The following is a 21,883-nucleotide window of genomic DNA, read 5'->3' on the forward strand; positions in this document are numbered from 1 at the left end:
AATCCGTATAAAAAAAGCCAGCCGCATGGGCTGGCCTTTTATCGTGACAAATCTTAGAACTGGTAGGTCAGGCCTACAGCTACGATGTTGTCGGTAGCAACGCCAGTTGCTTTGGTGAAGCTGTTGTCGTCAACCAGGTTGATTTTGTAATCAACATAGGTAGACATGTTTTTGTTGAAGTAGTAGCTCGCGCCAACGTCAACGTATTCAACCAGATCCTGGTCGCCGTATGAACCCAGGTCTTTACCTTTGGATTTCAGGTAAGCGATAGATGGACGCAGGCCGAAGTCGAACTGGTACTGAGCAACAACTTCGAAGTTCTGAGCTTTGTTCGCGATATAACCGTCACCGAAGTTGGTCATGTTGCGGGTTTCAGAGTAGGTGGTTGCCAGATAGATGTTGTTCGCATCGTATTTCAGGCCAGCAGCCCATACTTCTGCGTTCTCACCGCCAGCGTTAACGGTGTTAGCGACGCGACCTGCAGCAACCTGACGGTCAGTACGGTCAGATTTCGCGTAGGTTGCACCGACACCGAAGCCGTCCATTTCATAGGTAGAAGACAGACCCCAGCCGTCACCGTTCGCTTCGGTGATGTCGTTACGGTCGTTTTTACCCTGGTACTGAGCGGCAACGTTCAGACCGTCAACCAGACCGAAGAAGTCGGTGTTACGGTAGGTTGCAACGCCAGTCGTACGGCCAGTCATAAAGCCATCGGTCTGAGTCCAGGTATCACCACCGAACTCTGGCAGAACGTCAGTCCACGCGCCGATGTCGTAAGCAACACCGTAGTTACGACCGTAGTCGAATGAACCGAATTCGTTGAATTTCAGACCCGCGAAGGCCAGACGGGTTTTGTTGCCGTCAGAGCCCTGGGATTCAGAACGGTTGCCTTTGAACTCATATTCCCACTGGCCGTAACCGGAAAGCTGATCGTTGATCTGAGTTTCGCCTTTGAAGCCCAAACGAACGTAAGTTTTGTCGCCGTCGTTATCAGTATCATCAGAGAAATAGTGCAGACCTGTTACTTTACCGTACAGATCCAGCTTGTTACCGTCTTTGTTATAAATTTCAGCCGCGTTTACAACGCCTGCTGCCAACATGGAAGTCACTGCCACTGCAACTAATTTAAGTTTCATCTTAAATGTTCCTTATAATTTTCTTTGGTATTTCCTGAGCCACTTTGAACGATTTCTAAACGAGGCTGATCGTCAATGGCATGCTATTTTTAAAAATCTTGTAGTCCTATTTCAATAATAAGTTTCAAATTATTAGCAATAATTTCATTTAGTGTGATCGAGATCGGGTAAATGGCGATGAAATAGCGTCAAATGATTAGCATTTAATCAACTAATTGCCGGGTTGATTGCTGTGGATATAGTTTCTTTATGGTTTTATAAAAATCGGTAATTATCGGTATTTCCGTTCATTTTTGAGGGGGTAATGGTCATAGTAGCCGTAATGCCTTGTTTTATACCATTAATGCACGGAATTTCCGTTCTGAAAGCTGAAATAAACAGAAACATACTATTGCACTTTGTGCTATTAATCTTGTGAGTATTTGGAGCGTATTAATCACCTGTCGGTGTCAGTTTATGTCAATGCGGGAGGGCCGGAATTTACGAAAGGGGGTGGAATATAAACAGAATCTAAACACGTGCTCTACTGTTCAGATGAATATTTTGGCGTGCGCTCACATATTAAATTTATGTTAATTAATTGCTGTCGGGATAAATATTTCTCGACAGCAAAACCGACATTATTGTCTTGTTGCGTACCAGCAGAGCAACGACCCGGCGCAGACCATCAGCGCGCCCTGCCAGAACGAGAATGAGAGGGGCGAACTCAGCACTGCGGCGGCAAGCGCGGCGGAGAGGACAGGGGTAAAATAGGATACGGCGGCAAGTACCGTGACGTTACCGTGAAGGATGCCAATATTCCATGCGGCGTAACCAAACCCAAGCGCAATACCGCACATGACGAGTTTCACGACCACCGGAATCGTGAACACCATCTCGGGCTGATCGCTCAGGAAATATTTCACCCACAGGCTCAGCGCGGTCAGTAAAACAAACAGGGTAATGCCGTTTTGTCCTTTCGCAAATTTGCTGGTGACCGTGCAGTAGGCGGCCCAGATAAATGCCCCGGCAAACGCCAGCGCGTAGCTCAGCGGGCTGGAAACGATATTGCGGGTTATTTCATCAAGATGTAAACCCTGTTCACCGCCCAATACCCAGCAGACGCCCAGCAATGAGACGGCTAAGCCGGGGATCACCCACAGGGTAGATTTCTGCCCGTTGAACAAGATGGCAAACACAATGGTCAGGCTTGGCCAAAGGTAATTGACCATGCCCACTTCAATCGCCTGCGATCGCGTTGCGGCATAGCCCAGCGACAGCGCCAGGCATATTTCGTAGCTGACAAATAAAATGCTGCCGGCAATAAGATAGCGGGGTGAAAACCGCCTGATACCAGGAAATCCTACCGTAACCAGACACAGTAATCCGCTGAGGGTGTAAATCATCGCCGCGCCGCCTACCGGCCCCAGTCCCTCACTCACGCTGCGAATAAGGCCGACCATGGTGCTCCATAACAGTATTGCCGCCAGCCCAATAAGCGTTGCTCTTTTTCTGTCCATTACTTCGCCATTGCAATAAAAATCAAAGGAAAAATGTATCGCATTCATCCTGACGCTGTCGCCAATTATTCTCTTAAACCGTTAATCAAAAAGGAGTATTTAAAGGTTCCGGGGGTGACTATTAAGGGGGGGAAGGCAGATGACCTTGATTTGACGCAAAAAAAACAGGGGCTTTGCTGTTAGTTTGCGGCGCGAAGTCTCATACGAAAACGAGGACAACAATGGACGTCAGCCGCAGACAATTTTTTAAAATCTGCGCGGGCGGTATGGCCGGAACAACGGCAGCCATGCTGGGATTTGCTCCCAAAATGGCGCTGGCTCAGGCACGCAACTATAAGCTGCTGCGCGCGAAAGAGATCCGTAACACCTGCACATACTGCTCCGTAGGTTGTGGGCTTTTGATGTATAGCCTGGGCGATGGCGCGAAGAACGCCAGAGAAGCGATTTACCATATTGAAGGGGATCCGGATCATCCGGTAAGCCGTGGGGCGCTTTGCCCGAAAGGGGCGGGGCTGCTGGACTATGTACACAGCGAAAACCGCCTGCGCTACCCGGAATACCGCGCACCGGGTTCTGATAAATGGCAGCGTATCTCCTGGGATGAGGCTTTCTCCCGTATTGCCAAATTAATGAAAGCCGACCGCGACGCCAACTTTATTGAAAAGAACGCCCAGGGCGTAACGGTTAACCGCTGGTTATCCACCGGCATGCTGTGCGCCTCGGCGGCAAGTAATGAAACCGGCATGCTGACGCAAAAATTTGTGCGCTCTCTCGGCATGCTGGCGGTAGACAACCAGGCGCGCGTCTGACACGGACCAACGGTAGCAAGTCTTGCTCCAACATTTGGTCGCGGTGCGATGACCAACCACTGGGTTGATATCAAAAACGCTAACGTCGTGGTGGTGATGGGCGGTAACGCTGCTGAAGCCCATCCGGTGGGGTTCCGCTGGGCGATGGAGGCGAAAAATAACAACGATGCGACGCTTATCGTCGTCGATCCGCGCTTTACGCGCACGGCATCGGTGGCCGATATCTATGCGCCAATCCGTTCCGGTACGGACATTACGTTCCTGTCCGGCGTGCTGCTGTACCTGATCGAAAACAACAAAATTAACGCGGAATACGTTAAGCACTACACCAACGCAAACCTGCTGGTGCGGGATGATTTTGCCTTCGATGGCGGGCTGTTTAGCGGCTATGACGCCGAAAAGCGCCAGTACGATAAAACGTCCTGGAACTATCAGTTCGATGAAAACGGCTACGCGCTGCGTGATGAAACCCTGACGCACCCGCGCTGCGTGTGGAACCTGCTGAAGCAGCATGTTTCCCGCTACACGCCGGAGGTGGTGGAAAACATCTGCGGCACGCCGAAAGCGGACTTCCTGAAGGTGTGTGAAGTGCTGGCCTCCACCAGCGCCGCCGACAGAACCACCACGTTCCTGTACGCGCTGGGCTGGACGCAGCATACCGTGGGCGCGCAGAACATCCGCACCATGGCGATGATCCAGCTGCTGCTCGGCAACATGGGCATGGCCGGTGGCGGCGTGAACGCGCTGCGCGGTCACTCTAACATCCAGGGGCTGACCGACCTCGGTCTGCTCTCGACCAGCCTGCCGGGCTACCTGACGCTGCCGTCTGAAAAGCAGGCCGATCTGCAAACGTATCTTGAGGCCAATACGCCGAAAGCGACGCTGCCGGACCAGGTGAACTACTGGAGCAACTATCCGAAGTTCTACGTCAGCCTGATGAAATCCTTCTACGGCGATGCGGCGCAGAAGGAGAACGACTGGGGCTTTGAGTGGCTGCCGAAGTGGGACCAGGCCTACGACGTCATCAAGTATTTCAACATGATGGATAAAGGTAACGTCACGGGGTATATCTGCCAGGGCTTCAACCCGGTGGCCTCCTTCCCGGACAAAAACAAAGTCGTTCGCAGCCTGAGCAAGCTGAAGTACATGGTCGTTATCGATCCGCTGGTGACCGAAACGTCCACCTTCTGGCAGAACCACGGAGAGTCAAACGATGTCGATCCGGCGTCGATTCAGACCGAAGTGTTTCGCCTGCCGTCCACCTGCTTTGCGGAAGAGGACGGCTCGATTGCTAACTCTGGCCGCTGGCTGCAGTGGCACTGGAAAGGCCAGGACGCCCCGGGCGAAGCGCGTAATGACGGCGAGATCCTGGCCGGGATTTACCATCGTCTGCGCGAGATGTACCGCACCGAAGGCGGCAAGGGTGTCGAGCCGCTGCTGAAGATGAGCTGGAACTACAAGCAGCCTGACCATCCTGAGTCAGAGGAAGTCGCCAAAGAGAACAACGGCGTAGCGCTGGCAGATCTCTACGACGCGAGCGGCAGCCTGGTGGCGAAGAAAGGCCAGCTGCTGAACAGCTTCGCGCTGCTGCGCGACGACGGCACGACGGCGTCGTCCTGCTGGATCTACACCGGCAGCTGGACGGAGCAGGGCAACCAGATGGCCAACCGCGACAACGCTGACCCCTCCGGGCTGGGCAATACGCTGGGCTGGGCATGGGCATGGCCGCTGAACCGTCGCGTGCTCTACAACCGCGCGTCTGCAGACGTAAACGGCAAGCCGTGGGATCCGAAGCGGATGCTGATCCAGTGGAACGGGGCGAAATGGACGGGGAACGATATCCCGGACTACAACACCGCCGCGCCGGGCAGCCGCACCGGGCCGTTCATCATGCAGCCGGAAGGGCTGGGACGCCTGTTTGCCCTCGACAAGCTGGCAGAAGGGCCGTTCCCGGAACACTACGAGCCGATGGAAACGCCGCTGGGCACGAACCCGCTGCACCCGAACGTGATCTCCAGCCCGGTGGTGCGCATCTACGAAGACGACGTCCTGCGCCTGGGCAAAAAGGACAAGTTCCCATACGTAGGAACGACCTACCGCCTGACCGAGCATTTCCATACCTGGACCAAGCACGCGCGGCTTAACGCCATCGCGCAGCCGGAACAGTTTGTGGAGATCAGCGAAACGCTGGCGAAGGCGAAAGGCATCGCCAACGGCGACCGCGTGAAGGTGAGCAGCAAGCGCGGCTTTATCCGCGCGGTGGCGGTGGTGACCCGTCGTTTGCAAAGTCTGAACGTGCACGGGCAGCAGGTGGAAACCGTCGGTATCCCGCTGCACTGGGGCTTTGAGGGCGTGGCGCAGAAAGGCTACATCGCGAATACCCTGACGCCAAACGTCGGCGATTCCAACTCGCAAACGCCTGAGTACAAGGCGTTTCTGGTCAACATCGAGAAAGCGTAAGGAGCGATTCAATGGCGATGGAAACACAAGACGTTATCAAACGCTCCGCGACTAACCCGATAACTCCCGCGCCCCGCGCGCGGGACTACAAGGCAGAGGTCGCTAAGCTTATCGACGTCTCCTCCTGCGTGGGCTGTAAGGCCTGCCAGGTGGCCTGTTCGGAGTGGAACGACATTCGCGACGAGGTGGGGCACTGCGTTGGGGTATACGACAATCCGGCGGATCTGAGCGCCAAGTCCTGGACGGTGATGCGCTTTAGCGAAACCGAGCAGAACGGCAGGCTGGAGTGGCTCATCCGCAAAGACGGCTGCATGCACTGTGAGGATCCGGGCTGCCTGAAGGCGTGCCCGTCTGCTGGCGCGATTATTCAGTACGCCAACGGGATCGTCGACTTCCAGCAGGACAACTGCATCGGCTGCGGCTACTGCATCGCGGGCTGTCCGTTTAATATCCCGCGCCTCAATAAAGAGGATAACCGGGTATACAAATGCACCCTGTGCGTAGACCGCGTCAGCGTCGGGCAGGAGCCTGCCTGCGTGAAAACCTGTCCGACCGGGGCGATCCACTTCGGCACCAAAAAAGAGATGCTGGACGTGGCGCAGGCGCGAGTGGACAAGCTGAAAGCGCGTGGCTACCAGAATGCGGGCATTTACAACCCGCAGGGCGTGGGCGGTACGCACGTGATGTATGTGCTGCACCACAACGACCAGCCGGAGCTGTATCACAACCTGCCGAAGGATCCTGCGATCGATACCTCCATCAACCTGTGGAAAGGAGCGCTTAAACCGCTCTCGGCGGCGGGGTTTATCGCCACCTTTGCGGGGCTGATCTATCACTACATCGGGATCGGGCCAAACAAAGAGGTGGATGACGAGGAGGAGGAGCATCATGAGTAAGTCGAAAATGATCGTGCGCACGAAGTTTGTCGACCGCGCCTGTCACTGGACGGTGGTGATCTGCTTCTTCCTGGTGGCGGTGTCGGGGATTTCGTTCTTCTTCCCGACGCTGCAGTGGCTGACCGAAACCTTCGGTACCCCGCAAATGGGGCGCATTCTGCACCCATTCTTCGGCGTGCTGATTTTCGTGGTGCTGATGTTTATGTTCGTGCGTTTTGTTCACCATAACATCCCGGACAAGCAGGATATCCCGTGGGTGAAAGGGATCGTCGAAGTCCTGAAGGGTAACGAGCATAAGGTCGCGAAGGTGGGGAAATACAACGCCGGGCAGAAGATGATGTTCTGGACCATCATGAGCATGATTTTTGTGCTGCTGGTGACCGGCGTGATTATCTGGCGTCCGTATTTTGCGCACTACTTCCCGATTCAGGTGATTCGCTACGCGCTGCTGATCCACGCCACGTCGGCCATCATTCTGATCCACGCCATCCTGATCCATATGTATATGGCGTTCTGGGTGAAGGGATCGATTAAAGGGATGATTGAAGGAAAGGTGAGCCGCCGCTGGGCGCAGAAACACCACCCGCGCTGGTATCGTGATGTGGAACGTCTGGAAGCGAAACAGGAAAGCACAGAAGGAATGAAGTAAGACCTGCGCCGTCGGCTTTGCCCGGCGGCGCTGCGCTTGCGCGGGCCTACCTCTGCCAGATCAGAACCGCTCTTCCACATACCGGAACGGGTATTTTGTGGGTTTGACTTTACCGATTTTACGTTTCGGTAAATCCACCTTGTCTACGTGTATTTCTTTATACGGAATTTGGGTTAGCAGGTGCGAAATAATATTCAGGCGCACGCGTTTTTTATCTTCTGAACGCGCCACAAACCACGGCGCCCAGGCGGTATCGGTGGCTTCAAACATGGCGTCGCGCGCGAGGGTATACTCGTCCCACAGGTTAAAGGATTTAATATCCATCGGCGATAGCTTCCAGATTTTACGGCCATCGTTAATACGGTCGCGCAGACGGCGCTCCTGCTCTTTGGGCGTCACTTCCAGCCAGTACTTCAGCAGGATGATACCGGCATCCACCATCGCTTTTTCCATGACCGGTGCGCCGTCCAAAAATTTCTCCGCCTGTTCCTCCGTGCAGAACCCCATCACCCGTTCCACGCCCGCGCGGTTGTACCAGCTGCGATCGAAGATCACGATTTCGCCAGCCGAGGGCAGATGGGGCACATAGCGCTGGAAGTAGAGCTGGCTTTTTTCTTTTTCTGTCGGCGCAGGGAGCGCAACAACGCGAAACACGCGAGGGCTGACGCGCTCGGTGATCGCTTTAATGGTGCCGCCTTTGCCGGCCCCGTCGCGTCCTTCAAAAACAATACACACTTTGAGCCCTTTGGCGACGACCCACTGCTGGAGCTTAACCAGTTCAACGTGCAGGCGACGTAGCTCTTGTTCATACTCTTTGGTCTTGAGCGGTGCATTCTTTGCGACATCAACAGCGACACTGGTTTTCTTTTTGTTTCCCATATGGTCATCCTCAGATTGTCCGGCGCGGAAAAAAGCGAGGCCGCACTATGAAGTGTAATCCACCTGAATTAATGGATTAACGTGTCAGCCAGCTGATTTGAACTGGCTCACCATACAAGATTATCCAATAATGCCCGTAGCGAGTGATTAACACGTGGTTGAGGTATGAAAAAGACAATATTTTCGTTGGCGCTTGGCACATTTGGCCTCGGAATGGCTGAATTTGGCATTATGGGCGTGCTCACCGAGCTGGCGCATGACACCGGTATTTCGATTCCCTCCGCCGGGAATATGATCTCGTTTTATGCCTTCGGCGTGGTGATAGGCGCCCCGATAGTGGCGCTGTTCTCAGGCAAGTTCTCGTTAAAAACCACGCTGCTGTTTCTGGTAGCCATGTGCGCGGTTGGGAACGCCCTGTTTACGTTTTCAACGTCGTATTTCTGGATGGCGGCGGGGCGCTTAATTTCCGGCTTTCCGCACGGGGCTATTTTTGGCGTCGGGGCGATTATCTTGTCTAAAATTGCGCCGCCGGGTAGGGTGACGGTCGCGGTGGCCGGGATGATCGCCGGCATGACGGTGGCCAACCTGGTGGGCGTCCCGCTCGGCACCTGGCTCGGGCACCAGTTCAGCTGGCGCTATACCTTTTTTCTGATTGCCGTGTTCGATGCGCTGGTGATCCTCTCGGTTCTGCTCTGGGTGCCGGACATACGAGACACATCAGAAATCAAATTGACCGAGCAGTTCCACTTTCTGAAAAAACCAGAACCCTGGCTGATTTTTGCCGCCACCATGTTTGGCAACGCCGGGGTGTTCGCGTGGTTCAGCTTCGTTAAGCCGTTTATGGTCAACGTTTCGGGCTTCCCGGATGGCGTAATGACCATCATCATGATGCTGATGGGGCTTGGTATGGTGTTGGGCAATCTGCTGAGCGGTAAGCTCTCTGGGCGTTTTAGCCCGCTGCGCATTGCGGCCACCACCGACATGGTGATTGTCGCTTCATTGCTGCTGCTTTTTGCCTTTGGCGAACTGAAAACGGCCTCGCTGGTCATGGGCTTTATCTGCTGCGCCGGGCTGTTCGCGCTCTCTGCGCCGCTACAAATTCTGCTTCTGCAAAATGCGAAGGGCGGTGAGATGCTGGGGGCCGCGGGCGGGCAGATGGCGTTTAATCTCGGCAGCGCGATTGGCGCGTACTTTGGCGGGATGATGATTACTCTCGGCTTTAGCTGGAACTACGTCACGCTTCCTGCGGCGATACTCTCTTTCTCGGCCATGAGTGCACTGCTGATCTACGGTCACCTGCGGGCCAGACGGGCTCAGGCTAACGCTCGCGCGCTAGCCTGACAGGTTTCAGGCAAGCCAGGGCTCACCAAGGGTCAGCATCAGGCGGTTGGCCCAGGCGAAGAACGCCGCGGACTGCACCAGATCAAGCTGCGCCAGGGTATCCAGCCCCTCTTTTTCCAGTGCGGCCAGGTGCAGCGGCGTAGCGGCAGGCGGCGTGACCGACAGCGCCGCCGCAAAATCGATTTCCGCCTGCCAGCGTGCGGACTGCCCCTCGCTCAGGGACCTCCCCGGCCTCACGGCCAGCAGGGCCTCTACCGCAGCGTCATCCTTTGACAGCTGGCTGGCTTTACGCGCATGGACAGATGCGCAGTAAATGCAGCCGTTGATTTTACTGGCTACCGTTGCGGCCAGCTCGCGCTCGGCGCGCGGCAATCCCCCCGATGTATAAAAAATTCCTTTATCCGTTAACGTGCGCTGTTCAAGCACCGGCAGGTTGCGCCCCAGCAGGCGGAAGTAGTCGGAATCGGTATGGCCAAATTTCGCCAGAATGGCAACCTCATCGTCACGGAAATCCGCCAGCGGTTTGGCCGCTATCCACGGTTCCCATCCCAGCTCCTGCTGGGTGAACGCGACGGGGGCCGCCTTCCCGGTGACCGTTGTTGCGGTCGTGTGCCAGATGCCAGCGGCCACCGGCGCATCGCTTTTGGCGACGGGCCTGTCGTTCAGCAGCCGCAGCCCGGTGATGAGTCGGCTCTGGAAGCTCACAAACGCAATAAGCTGCGCCAGGGTAACAATGCCTTCCTTGCTCCATCCCGCTTGGGTCAGCGCTTTTAACGCTGCGGGCGTCGCTTCGACGGGGGAGAACGTCAGCAGGCGCGCGAAGTTCAGCGCCGGGGTCAGGCGTTCTGAGGTGGGATCGGCCAGGCCAAACCCCGCATAGTGCGCGGCCAGCGCCTCCGCGCTGTGCCACCTGGCGACTTTTGCCGCTACGGCGAAGCGCTCGTCCAGTGCAAAATCAGCATCCTGCTGGCTAAAGAGAATTTCGTAGCTGCCCTGCGCGTGGCGCGTGGCGGCATCACGCGTGGCGCGCGCCTCTGCCAGAGGGGAACCGGGTTTAATTTCCGCCAGCTCGGCGAGAATGTCCTGACTTAACGACATAGGTGTCTCCTCAAAGGATGTGGGGGGCAATACGTTCGGCGATCAGTTCGATGGACCGCAGCGTGTCGCGATGCGTGGGTTCGACCGAATGGACCTGGAATGAGATATCCGTGGCACGCCTGAGAATGGAGTCAGCATTCAGGGAATGCAGCACCGTATCGGGCGAACCAATATGGGCGTCAAACTGGCGGCGATAATCGGTGACATTGTCACCTTTAACTACGTGCCCGGCAGCGCGATGCTGCTGGGCCTGTTTCGTGAGGCCCGGCGTCGCGACCCTGAGCGCATAGTCGTCGCTGTCGGCGACGAACGCCGTACGGGAGGCCAGAATGCGCGGTGCGATGCCCTCAGGCAGCGCATCGAGGTAGGCATCCACAATCGGGTTCTGGATCTCGTCGAGCGTTAAATCCAGCCGATCTGCCGGGCGCGGCTGCGTGCGGGAGAGCATTAAACCGTGTCCGGCCCGGGCGGCGCGAACGGCACCGTCAACAGAGAAGGTGGCAATCCAGATACGGTCGGCAAGCTGTGGCGCAGGCGGGTAAAGGTGGTTATCCGGATGGGTCAGCGAATCCCCGCGCCAGGCGCTTTGGATCACATGCAAATGGTCAGCAAACGCCGCGCCGCGCTCCTCAAACGTCAGGCCGAACGGCAGAAATGAGGTCGGTGTGCCGCCCGAACCAAAACCGACCTCAAGACGGCCATCGGCGAGTAAATCGAGCACGGCGGCATCTTCCGCGACGCGCAGCGGGTTTTCCATCGGCAGGGTGATGATAGCCGTGCCCAGTCGGATGTTTTCGGTATGCGCGGCTACGTGCGCCAGAAACAGCAGCGGCGACGGCAGGCCGCCTTCACTTTCGTGGAAGTGGTGCTGGGCAATCCAGGCGCTGTCAAAACCGTGGCGTTCGGCGTGGCGGATCTGTTCAGTTGCCAGACGATAGCGCTCCTTTGGCGCAGCGTCGTCAAGCAGGCGGGTGAAAAATCCCAGGCGTTTTCGCGTCATGCGAACTCCTCCGTAGCGGGTGAAAAATGGGGAATGGCGTCAATCAGCTCGCGGGTATAATCGTTCTGCGGCGACGCGAATAAGGTTCTGACATCGCCCTGTTCGACCACCTGACCGCTGCGCAGCACCGTGACGCTGTGGGCGATCCGGCGGACGGTAGACAGATCGTGCGTGATAAAGAGGTAGGTCAATCCCAGCTGCTGCTGCAGCTGCTGAAGCAGAGCCAGAATCTGCGCCTGCACGGTGACGTCCAGCGCGGAGGTGGCTTCGTCCAGCACCAGAATGGTCGGCTCCAGGATCAGCGCCCGGGCGATGGCAACGCGCTGACGCTGTCCGCCTGAAAGCTCCCGGGCGGTGCGGCTCAGGAGTTCGACGGGCAGGGCAACCCGCTGCGCCACGGTCTCCACCCGGACCTTTCGCTCCGTCTTGCCGAGGCGAGAAAAGTTCTTCAGGGGCTCTTCGATGATGTCAAACAGCGTCTGACGCGGGTCGAGAGAGGCGAACGGATTCTGGTAAACAAACTGTATCTTCTGGCGCAGCTGACGACGGGCCTCGCGGCTGAGCGCGGTGGCATCAATATCATCAATGATGACCTGTCCGCTGTCGGCTTGTTCAAAACCCAGCAGAATACGGGCGAGGGTGGTTTTCCCGGAGCCGGATTCACCGACCAGTGCATGCGTGCTGCCGCGCCTGACGTCAAACGTCACCCGATCCAGCGCCTGAAGCTGATGACCTTTGCCCAGGGAGAATTGCTTGCTGATGGCCCGGGCGCGAATGGCCGGGGACGCGAGCGGGAGACCAGCAACCGGGGCGATGGTCAGGCGCTGGCCCTGGAGATCGCTCAGCAGCTGGCGGGTGTAGGCGTGCTGCGGCGTGCGGACGATATCGGCGGTGTTGCCCTGTTCCTGAACCTCGCCATCGCGAAACACCAGCAGCCTGTCCGCGCGCTGTGCGGCCAGCGCCAGATCGTGGGTGACAAACAGAACGGCGGTACCCGATTCCCGGCGCAGGATATCCAGCAGATCGAGAATGCGTTTTTGCACCGTCACATCCAGGGCGCTGGTGGGCTCATCGGCAACGATCACGTCCGGACGCAGGGCAATGGCGATGGCAATCAGCACGCGCTGTTTCATCCCGCCGGAGAGCTGATGGGGATACTGCATCATGCGCTGTTCGGGATGGCTCAGGCCGACCTTTGTCAGCAGGGCGAGCACCTGCTCGTCGCGCTCGGCGCGGGTCACCTTCTGGTGGAGCTGAATGATTTCTCCGACCTGCGCACCGATGGTCTTCACCGGGTTGAGCGAATTACCCGGATCCTGCGGAACCAGGCTAATTCGCGCCCCGCGAAGGGTATCGAGACGCTTTGCGGACCATCGGCTAATCTCCTCGCCGTTGAGCGATATTTTTCCCGCATCGCGCCGGGCGTTATCGGCCAGCAGGCCAATGATTGCCTGCGCCGTGGTCGTTTTGCCGGACCCGGATTCGCCGACAAACGCCAGCATTTCCCCTCGCCCGAGCGTGAAGCTGACGTTATGCACCACCTCTCGCCACTGGCGCGCGGTACGGTAGCTAATCGTCAAATTTTCCACTGAGAGCACGGTCATTAGCGACCTCCGCTGAACTGTTGGCTGATACGGTTGGTGGCCAGCACCACGGCGATGACGACCACGCCGGGGAAGGTGGTGAGCCACCAGGCGGTAGAGAGATAGTTACGGCCTTCGGCAATCAGTAAGCCCCATTCCGGCACCGGCGGCGGGGTGCCGTAGCCGAGAAAGCTCAGCGTGGAGAGCGCCAGGATGGCCTGACCAAACTGCAGCGTGGCAAAAGCCAGGACGGCGGTTAACGCGTTGGGCAGGATATGTCGCCACAGCACGGCGAAAAACGTCCCGCCGCTGCCAAACGCCGCTTCGACATAATCCGTGTGCCGGATGCGCACGACTTCACCGCGCGCGAGGCGGGCGAAGCTGGCAATAGAGGCCACGCCGACGGCAATCGCGGCGTTAACGGTGCCAAATCCGAGCAGAATAATCACCGTCAGCGAGAGCAGCAGAGACGGGATGGACAGCAGCACGTCGACGAAACGCATCAGCAGAGACTCGACGCGCCCGGCAAACGCCCCGGCAACCACCCCTAAGCCGGTGCCTACCACCAAACCCATCGTGACGGCGGCCAGCGACGCGCTCAGGGAATGGGAGGCGCCATAAACGATACGCGTATAAACATCGCGGCCAAGCTGATCGGTCCCGAGCCAGTGACCAGCCTGCGGTGCCAGGCGCTGTGCCCCGGCGATGCCCTCAATCGGGCTGAAGTGGGTTAACAGGCCGGGCGCCACGGCGGCAAAAGCGGCGAGAATAATCACCGCCCATGCCAGCCATAGCCCCGGCTGCCATTCCACTCCCTGCCACGCTGGAACGCGTTTTCGCGCGGCGGCCGCGTAATCGACCAGACTCATGATGCACCTCCGGTAATGGTTTGCAGACGGGGATCCAGCAGCGGCATCAGCAGATCCACCAGCAGATTGATCAGGACAAAACCGAGGGCGGAAATCATGACCACCGCCTGAAGTACGGCGATATCCTGATTATTCACCGCCTGCTGGGTCAGCTGCCCGAGCCCGCTGCGGCCAAATACGGTTTCGGTGATCAGCGCCCCGGCAATCAGCTCGCCCAGCAGCAGCCCGGCAATGTTCAGGACCGGCAGCAGGGCGTTGCCGGTAACGTGGCGCCACAGGACGGCGGTTTCACTCAGCCCTTTGGCACGGGCGACGGCGACAAAAGGCTGCGTCGCCACCTGGTCCAGACTGCGCATCAGAATTTGCGCCAGCGGGGCGGAGATCGGGATCGCGACGGTCACGATCGGCAGGATCAGCCCCTGCAGCGGCGTCGGGTTAATCACCGGGATCAGCCGCAGCTGAAAAGAAAAAAGCTGGATGAGGGCAATCCCCAGCCAGAACGTCGGTAAGGAGATAAACAGGACCGGCAGAGACTGAAGGGTGTTGCTCAGCCAGCGCAGACCCGGCAGACGCGATGCAAAGGCCAGCGCAAAGGCCAGCAGGACCGCGAGCACAAACGCGGGCAGGGCGAGGCTCAGGGTATCCGGCAGATTGCTGGCAATCAGCTCGCTGACCGGCACGCCTGCCTGTAGCGAATAGCCGAAATCCCCGCGCAGCATTGCCAGCAGCGTGTGGCCGTATTGCTGCCACAGCGGGCTGTCCGCGCCGTAGGCCACGCGCATCTCCTCGATTTGCGCCGGGCTTAAGCCCAGGTCCGGGTTCTGAAATTTAATCAGCACCGCGTCGCCCGGCAGCACCTGGAGCAACACGAACGAGAGGGTAAAGGCGGCCCACAGTACCAGCAGCCCGTGCCCAAAGCGTTGAAGAAGTGCGTGGCGCATCGTCAGCTCCTCAGTGTTTCTCAATCCACGCGCCGTAGAACGACGGGCGGCCTACCGCTTCAAAATTGACGCCTTTCAGCCACGGCGCACCGGCGAAGACCTGCGGCTCCTCGAAAATCGGAATGACGTAGGCGTTATCCAGCAGGTAGCGCTGGGCGTCTCCCGTCAGCTGCAGGCGTTTTTGCGGGTCGACCTCAGCCGAAATATTCACCAGCAGCGCATTCAGCCTGTCGTCACGGAAGTTTTTGACCTTGTCGCTGGATCCGCCTTTTTGCAGCAGCGCGTCGCGGTTAGCCGGGTAGAACATGCTTTTCACCACGTCCGGATCGGCGCGTCCTACTTCGGAGACGGTTAACGGGGTTTTCAGCGGGTCAAGGTTATCCAGCGTGCGGCTGCCTGCGTCTCCGGCTTTGACGCTCAGCGCCACGCCCACCTGGCGCCACTGCTGGGCAACCAGCTGCAGCACCTCTTTGTTTTGCGGCTGCGGCAGGGATTCATACACCGTCAGCGCCAGACGTTGGCCGTCTTTGGCGCGGATCCCGTCGCCGCCTGCTTTCCAGCCCGCCTCGTCCAGCAGCTGGTTGGCTTTTGCCGGGTCAAAGGTCAATTTGTCGCTGAGATCGACAAAGCCTGCGGCGGAACCGGCAATCACCGACTTCGCCTGCGGATAGTTGGCCGAGAAGAGGGTCTCGACCACCTGTTTTGCATTGGTGGCATGCAGCAGCGCCTGGCGAACGCGAATATCGGAGACCAGCGGGTTATCCGGGCGGAGGCTGATGCTGTCGTTCACCCCGCGCGTCGGGGCGGCGTAGATCTTATAGCCCTGATCGGTCGCCTGCTTTTCGTCATACGCCTGCACCTGGCGAATAAAGTCGGCCTGACCGGCCAGCAGGGCGCCGACGCGCACGCTGTCTTCCTGAGTGACGATAAACTTGATGCCATCGAGATTAGCGGGCCCCTGCTGCGCCAGGTTTTTCGGTCCCCACTGGTAGTCTTTGCGGGCTTCGAGCGTCACTTCACGACCCAGCTTCTCGTCCTTCACCACAAACGGGCCGGAACCAATGATGTGGCGGGCATCTCCCAGCTCTTCGAAGTTGCGCTTCAGCGTGCTGAGCGAGACCAGACCCGAGCCAATGGTGGCGGTGCCCTGCAGGAACCCCGGCGACGGTTTTTTGAAGTAGAACTTCACGGTCAGCGGGTCGATGACTTCGCTGCGATCGTAGTTATTGATCACTTCTGACACCGGCAGGCGCTGCGCCTTATTGCCTAAACCGTAGGTATCAAAGTTTTTCGCCACGGCGTTGGCGTCCAGCGGCGTGCCGTCGGAGAAGGTGATGCCAGGACGAAGCTTAAATGTGTATTCGGTTTTATCGGCGTTGGTGGTCCAGCTTTCGGCCACCCAGGGTTCCACCTGCAGCGTTTTTGGGTTCTGCCACGTCAGTTTGTCGGTGATTTGATTCAGAATGCCGCCGTTCGGGTAAAAGCCACCGGCAGGCGGATAGAGGTTGGTGTGCGCCTGTTGCTCCAGATAAATCAGCGTGCCGCCTTTGACGGGCGCATCTGCGGCCCAGGCTGCGGTTGTCGCCAGAATCAGCGCCGTCAGCAGCGGCAGACGAAATGGGATTTGCATGGTGAATTCCTTTGTTATCTTCTTGTTAGCGTCGGATTCATCATCGGGCGCGGAGGAAAACAAGGGAACCAAGGAATTAAGATAAGGATTGCCGGAAAATGGCTATAAAAGCGCCCCGTCAGGGGGGCACAGGCTGGGAATTAAACGAATTTCGCCAGCGGGTCTGCGGCGGCAAACGCAACCGCTTTATCGGCTGCCGGGGGGTAGATCAGCTCGTTAGTGATGGCAATCTTGATCTTCTTGGCTTCATCCCGCACTGATTTAACGGCCTGATCCCAGCCCTCTGTATAAACCGCACCCCAGCCCCCCAGGTCCAGGCAGGTTACGTAATTCACCTGACGATAAGGATAAGGTTCAATGTTCAGCAGGCTGGCCGCCGCGTTGTGTCCGGCAAATTTCCCTAGCTGGATCGCGTGCTGGCAGGTCATCAGTGCCGTATTGCCCGCATCGTCTGTTTTGGCGTGAGCCATATCGCCAGTAGCATAGACGTCCGGATGCGTCGGAACCTGTAACGTCTCTGCCACGACCAGGCGACCCTGGCTATCGCGTTCACCGTCAATCTGCAGGCTAAGAGGGTTGGCCTCTACGCCGGCGGTCCAGACGACGGACGCAGTAGCAATACGTTCACCATTTTTCAGCGTTACCCCGTGGGCATCAACGGCTTCAACTTCACTGTCTAATCGCCATTCAACGCCCAGCGCCTGGCTCGCCTCCGCAATGGTTTCACGTAGTGCTTCACTGTAGCGGCCGCCAATGACTGGCCCTCTTTCAACTACGACTATTTTAATCTCTGTATCATCCCCAAGACGGGAGCGCAGCCGGGCAGGCAACTCCGTTGCCAGCTCAATGCCGGTAAAGCCGCCTCCGCAGATTACCACGGTGTTGCGTTCAGGCGTTGAGGGGCGTAACGCCAGCGAGTCCAGGTGACGCTCGAATGCCTGTGCAGTTTCCAACTGGTCGATATCGAAGGCGTAGTCAGCCAGGCCGGCAATCGGTGGGCGTTTGGTCTGGCTGCCCGTAGCGAGAATCAGCCGGTCGAAGGAAGCCGTAGCACGATCGCCATGCGACGTCCGGTATGAAACGGTTTTCTTCGCGGTATCAATCTGTTCTGCGTGTCCGGCGATGAACGTAATATCAAGCTCAGCAAACAGGTCTGTTAATGGGGCGACCAGCGTTGACACGTTCTCCTCATAGAAGTGTGGGCGAACACGCAGTTCAGGCTCGGGGGCCAGTACGGCAATTTTAAGGCTGTCTTTTTCCTGCTGCGCCGACAGGCGCGCGGCGCTGACCGCAGCCCACATACCAGAAAACCCGCAACCCACAATTAATATCTGCTTTTTCATACTCGATCCTTTTGAACGGCAGGCTGTATACCTGACATAACTGCCACTATACTTGTCGGAGTTAACTGCGACAACTTCTTTCTGAGTTAAAAAACGTTATACTGCTGCGAACAATGATTCGGAGTGAACCATGGCGTTTTACAGTTCCGGTGTGGAATACGGCATTCACAGCCTGATGTGTATGGTGGATGCGAAGGGCAACGAGCGTGAGATGAGCGTCCGGGAGATGGCTGCCCTGCAGGGCGTGCCGTATGATTATCTTGGAAAAATTTTTACGCGCCTGTCGCGCGCCGGGCTGGTCATCAGTACGGAAGGCAAGGGCGGGGGCTTTAAGCTGGCGCGTCCGGCGGAGCTGATCAGCGTGCTGGATGTGGCGCATGCCATTGACGGCGAGAAAAATATGTTTGAATGTCGTGAAGTGCGCCAGCGGCTGGCCGTGTTTGATGAAACCCCTCCCGCCTGGGTATGCGACGGCCCGTGCGGAGTACGTTCAGTAATGGACAGTGCGCAGCAGCGGATGGAAGAGGAGCTCGCGCGTCATACTATTCTCGACCTGGCGCGCAAAATGTACCGAAAGGCGCCGGACACCTTCCAGATTGAGGTTCAGGAGTGGATTTCAGTTCGTCGTTCGTCGTAGTTATGAGCCGGGTAAGGCATAGCCATTACCCGGCAAAAGGTGTTTACGAACGTAAGTCGATCACCATACGGCCACGGATCTGGCCCTGTTCCATCTCTTTAAAGATGGCGTTGATGTCCTCGATTGGACGCATCGTGACTTTCGGCACCACCTTACCTTCAGCGGCAAACTGGAAGGCTTCCTGCAGATCCTGACGGGTGCCGACCAGGGAACCTACCACCTGGATGCCGTCCAGCACCAGACGCGGAATGTCGAGGCTCATCGCTTCCGGCGGCAGGCCAACCGCGACCACGCGGCCACCGGCACGCACGGCGTCAACGGCTGAGTTAAAGGCCGCTTTTGCGACGGCAGTAACGACAGCGGCATGCGCGCCGCCGGTTTTCTCCTGCACAATTTTCGCGGCATCTTCGCTGCGGGAGTTGATGGTTAAATCCGCACCCATGCTGGCCGCCAGCTTCAGCTGTTCGTCGTTAACGTCGAGAGCGATGACTTTGGCGTTAAAGACGTTTTTGGCGTACTGCAGCGCAAGGTTGCCCAGACCGCCCAGACCATAGATTGCGATCCACTGGCCCGGTTTAATACCCGACACCTTCACCGCTTTATAGGTGGTGACGCCGGCGCAGGTGATGCTGCTGGCCGCAGCGGATTCCAGACCGTCTGGCACTTTTACGGCGTAGTCCGCGGTAACGATGCACTCTTCCGCCATGCCGCCGTCAACGGAGTAACCGGCGTTTTTCACGTCGCGGCACAGGGTTTCGTTGCCGGTATTACAGTATTCGCAGTGGCCGCAGCCTTCGAAAAACCAGGCCACGCTTGCGCGATCGCCGACTTTCAGCGACTTCACGCCTGGGCCGACTTCTTTTACGATACCAATCCCTTCGTGGCCCAGGATAACCCCGGTTTTATCGCCAAAATCACCGTTCTTCACGTGGAGATCGGTATGGCATACGCCACAGCATTCCATCTTCAGCAGGGCCTCCCCGTGCTTTAGCGAGCGTAAGGTTTTTTCGGTGACATTAACCTGATGATCCTGAGTGACAACAGCAGCCTTCATGTGTATCTCCTTGTTCATGATGAGTATCTGCATAGCAGGTGTAATACCCCTCAAGGATTAGTGGTTTGGCGCTGTAATGCAAGGCAACGGCAACATAATGTCATTATTTAATCCTTTTTCAGAATAAGAATACGGCGTTCCTCTAATAATTTAGGGGGAAAATACTGGCCCGACGAGAGACTCGCCGGGCGCAGACTTACAGCTGTGCCTCTATCTCCTCTATCTCTTTACGCCATTGCGCCTGCAGATGCGGCTTTTGATGCTTCGGCTTACGCGCCAGATCGTCTTCCAGCAGCGTTTCCAGCGCGACCAGGCGTTCGAGCAGATCGTCATACGGCGAGGATTGAACCGTCGCCGCGTCGATGGCGGGCGCGGTGGATGTCCCCAGCCCCGCGCTTTCACGCAGGCGCTCAAACACCGCTTCTGCATCGTGCCACTCGCTCAGCTTTCCCTCTTCAATCAGCCAGAAACGGTTGCAGCTTTGGCAAATTAGCTGACGGTCATGGCTGACCAGCAGGACGCCGCCTTCAAACTGCTGAAGGGTTTGCGCCAGCGCCTCTTTGCCTTCCATGTCGAGGTGGTTGGTCGGCTCATCCAGCATCAGCAGGCTATAGCGGGCAAGCGTCAGGCCAACGAACAGCAGGCGCGAGCGCTCGCCGCCGCTGAGCGTGCTGACCGTTTGCCCGTGACGCGCCCACGGGAAACCCGCGCTTATCAGCGCCATTTTGCGGTTCTGCGGATCCGGAGCGAAAGGCTCCAGCGCGTCGAGCAGCGTGGCGTTGTCCGCAAGCTGGTGAAGCGTCTGGTCGTAATAGCCTGGCGACACGCGCGGATGGATTTTCAACCCGCTGTCTGCGGACTCATCGGCAAACTGTTGCCAGATAAGCCTCATCAGCGACGATTTTCCGCAGCCGTTACGACCAACAATCGCCACGCGATCGCCGCTTTTTAGCCGCGCCATCTCGATGTTAAACAGCGGTGGTAGCCCGGGTGCAGGCGGGACGCTGAGATTTTCCATCTCCAGTAAACGGTCGGCCCGCAGCGCGTCGCCGCGCAGGGCTAACGTCCACTGGCTGCCTGCCGTAAGCGCCGTCTGGCTCTCCTTCAGCCGTTCGACCTGTTTTTCCATCTGTTTGGCTTTGCGGGCCAGGTCTTCGTTGTCGTAAACCTTGCCCCAGGTCGCCAGCCGCTTCGCGCTGGCGGTCACGCGGTCGATCTCCTTTTGCTCCGCCTTGTGGCGCTGCGCGTCGCTTTCATCCTTTGCTTCAAGCGCTTTGCGGGCCGCCGTGCAGGGAAGGGCGAAGTAGTGCAGCGTTTTATCGCGCAGGATCCAGCTGCCGTTAGTGACGGCATCCAGCAGCTGTCGGTCATGCGAGACCAGCACGAAGCTGCCTGACCAGTTCTGCAGAAAGTGTTCCAGCCAGAGCATGGTCGGCAAATCGAGGTGGTTGCTGGGTTCATCGAGCAGGAGCAGGTCTGGCTCGTGAATCAGCGCCCGCGCCAGCAGCAGGCGGGTGTGCTGCCCGCCGCTCAGCGTGGCGGATTGCAGCATCATATCCTGCGGCGTGAAGCCCATGCCTGCCAGCAGCGTTTCGGCTTTCCAGCACAGGCTATCGCGCTCGGCAAAAGGCAGCTGTGCGAGTACGGCATCCAGCATGGTCAGCGGGAAAATGGCGTCCGGAAGATGTTGCTCCACGCGCGCCATCAGGCAGTGTCCGGCCAGCGCGACCGTTCCGGCGGCGGGGGAGTCAGTGCCGTCCAGCACCTTCAGCAGCGTGCTTTTACCGCAGCCGTTGTCGCCCAGCAGGCCAATACGGTCGCCTTTTTTCAGCGTAAAGGAGAGTGAGTCGAAGAGCGTGCCAAACGCCGTATCAACGCGTAAAAATTGTGCAGTGAGTAAAGTGCTCATTGTTGCTTACCCAAGAGTTACAGGCATGTTTATGCCTCGTCAAACATCGCTGACGATAACTCAGTAAGCCCGAGAGAAGGGATTTCAGGGGGTGGTGTCTTCGCTCAAGCAGAAGTTATCGCAGCACGATACCGATAACGCTTGAGCTGG

Annotated in this window: 17 protein-coding genes; 5 read left to right on the plus strand and 12 right to left on the minus strand. The window is 57.7% G+C overall.

Features of this window, described 5'->3' with window-relative positions:
- Positions 1–53: 53 nt before the first annotated feature.
- Both ompC and yddG read right to left on the minus strand, forming a co-directional pair.
- Positions 54–1,136, minus strand: coding sequence for a porin OmpC (ompC, locus tag UTM25_RS06365; protein WP_023311940.1), 1,083 nt, complete (start codon positions 1,134–1,136; stop codon positions 54–56).
- A 620-nt stretch (positions 1,137–1,756) separates the two neighbouring features.
- Positions 1,757–2,635, minus strand: a complete 879-nt coding sequence (gene yddG, locus UTM25_RS06370) for an aromatic amino acid DMT transporter YddG (protein WP_194399308.1) — start codon at positions 2,633–2,635, stop codon at positions 1,757–1,759.
- Between the two features lie 221 nt (positions 2,636–2,856).
- Between yddG and fdnG the strand changes: the two genes are divergently transcribed.
- Genes fdnG through fdnI form a run of 3 tightly spaced genes read left to right on the plus strand, consistent with a single transcriptional unit; the run spans position 2,857 to position 7,449 of the window.
- Complete coding sequence (fdnG, locus tag UTM25_RS06375; RefSeq protein ID WP_320714479.1) at positions 2,857–5,904, plus strand: formate dehydrogenase-N subunit alpha; 3,048 nt, start codon at positions 2,857–2,859, stop codon at positions 5,902–5,904.
- An 11-nt stretch (positions 5,905–5,915) separates the two neighbouring features.
- The gene (gene fdxH, locus UTM25_RS06380; RefSeq protein WP_194399306.1) at positions 5,916–6,800 is read left to right on the plus strand and encodes a formate dehydrogenase subunit beta; all 885 of its coding nucleotides are present in this window, start codon (positions 5,916–5,918) and stop codon (positions 6,798–6,800) included.
- A complete protein-coding gene (fdnI, locus tag UTM25_RS06385) occupies positions 6,793–7,449 on the plus strand; it encodes a formate dehydrogenase-N subunit gamma (protein WP_032640727.1) in 657 nt (218 codons plus the stop codon). Before fdxH ends, fdnI begins: the two co-directional genes overlap by 8 nt.
- A 60-nt stretch (positions 7,450–7,509) precedes the next feature.
- Here fdnI and ppk2 read toward each other — a convergent pair whose 3' ends face one another.
- Entirely contained in the window at positions 7,510–8,328 is an 819-nt protein-coding gene (gene ppk2 / locus UTM25_RS06390; protein ID WP_194399305.1) for a polyphosphate kinase 2, read from the minus strand.
- Positions 8,329–8,493: 165 nt separating this feature from the next.
- Between ppk2 and araJ the strand changes: the two genes are divergently transcribed.
- Positions 8,494–9,669 (plus strand): MFS transporter AraJ, encoded by a 1,176-nt coding sequence (araJ, locus tag UTM25_RS06395; RefSeq protein ID WP_194399304.1) that lies wholly within the window; start codon positions 8,494–8,496, stop codon positions 9,667–9,669.
- A 6-nt stretch (positions 9,670–9,675) separates the two neighbouring features.
- Here the strand turns inward: araJ and UTM25_RS06400 are convergent, their stop codons facing one another.
- The 7 genes from UTM25_RS06400 to UTM25_RS06430 all read right to left on the minus strand — a co-directional run bounded on the left by UTM25_RS06400 (position 9,676) and on the right by UTM25_RS06430 (position 18,133).
- Positions 9,676–10,767 (minus strand): alkylhydroperoxidase domain protein, encoded by a 1,092-nt coding sequence (locus UTM25_RS06400; RefSeq protein WP_194399303.1) that lies wholly within the window; start codon positions 10,765–10,767, stop codon positions 9,676–9,678.
- Between the two features lie 10 nt (positions 10,768–10,777).
- The gene (locus UTM25_RS06405; protein ID WP_194399302.1) at positions 10,778–11,767 is read right to left on the minus strand and encodes a putative FMN-dependent luciferase-like monooxygenase; all 990 of its coding nucleotides are present in this window, start codon (positions 11,765–11,767) and stop codon (positions 10,778–10,780) included.
- Positions 11,764–13,371, minus strand: coding sequence for a dipeptide ABC transporter ATP-binding protein (locus UTM25_RS06410; RefSeq protein ID WP_194399301.1), 1,608 nt, complete (start codon positions 13,369–13,371; stop codon positions 11,764–11,766). Before UTM25_RS06410 ends, UTM25_RS06405 begins: the two co-directional genes overlap by 4 nt.
- Positions 13,371–14,219, minus strand: a complete 849-nt coding sequence (locus UTM25_RS06415) for an ABC transporter permease (protein ID WP_194399300.1) — start codon at positions 14,217–14,219, stop codon at positions 13,371–13,373. The genes UTM25_RS06410 and UTM25_RS06415 overlap by 1 nt, the downstream gene beginning before the upstream one ends.
- Positions 14,216–15,160 (minus strand): ABC transporter permease, encoded by a 945-nt coding sequence (locus UTM25_RS06420; protein ID WP_194399299.1) that lies wholly within the window; start codon positions 15,158–15,160, stop codon positions 14,216–14,218. The genes UTM25_RS06415 and UTM25_RS06420 overlap by 4 nt, the downstream gene beginning before the upstream one ends.
- Positions 15,161–15,170: 10 nt before the next feature.
- Positions 15,171–16,790, minus strand: coding sequence for a TIGR04028 family ABC transporter substrate-binding protein (locus tag UTM25_RS06425; protein WP_194399298.1), 1,620 nt, complete (start codon positions 16,788–16,790; stop codon positions 15,171–15,173).
- A 140-nt stretch (positions 16,791–16,930) separates the two neighbouring features.
- Complete coding sequence (locus tag UTM25_RS06430; protein WP_194399297.1) at positions 16,931–18,133, minus strand: NAD(P)/FAD-dependent oxidoreductase; 1,203 nt, start codon at positions 18,131–18,133, stop codon at positions 16,931–16,933.
- Positions 18,134–18,263: 130 nt separating this feature from the next.
- Here UTM25_RS06430 and UTM25_RS06435 point away from each other — a divergent pair, with 130 nt between their 5' ends.
- Positions 18,264–18,770: an RrF2 family transcriptional regulator gene (locus UTM25_RS06435; RefSeq protein WP_047348427.1), complete on the plus strand. Its 507-nt coding sequence runs from the start codon at positions 18,264–18,266 to the stop codon at positions 18,768–18,770.
- Positions 18,771–18,813: 43 nt separating this feature from the next.
- On the opposite strand, the gene adhP is transcribed toward UTM25_RS06435, so the two are convergent.
- Positions 18,814–19,824, minus strand: a complete 1,011-nt coding sequence (gene adhP, locus UTM25_RS06440) for an alcohol dehydrogenase AdhP (RefSeq protein ID WP_194399296.1) — start codon at positions 19,822–19,824, stop codon at positions 18,814–18,816.
- 196 nt (positions 19,825–20,020) lie between these two features.
- Positions 20,021–21,733 carry an ABC-F family ATP-binding cassette domain-containing protein gene (locus UTM25_RS06445; protein WP_194399295.1) on the minus strand — a complete coding sequence of 571 codons (1,713 nt, stop codon included), beginning with the start codon at positions 21,731–21,733 and terminating at the stop codon, positions 20,021–20,023.
- Positions 21,734–21,883: the final 150 nt, after the last annotated feature.

The sequence above is a fragment of the Enterobacter sp. 61D5 genome (assembly GCF_034107965.1).
Lineage (GTDB): Bacteria > Pseudomonadota > Gammaproteobacteria > Enterobacterales > Enterobacteriaceae > Enterobacter > Enterobacter cloacae_M.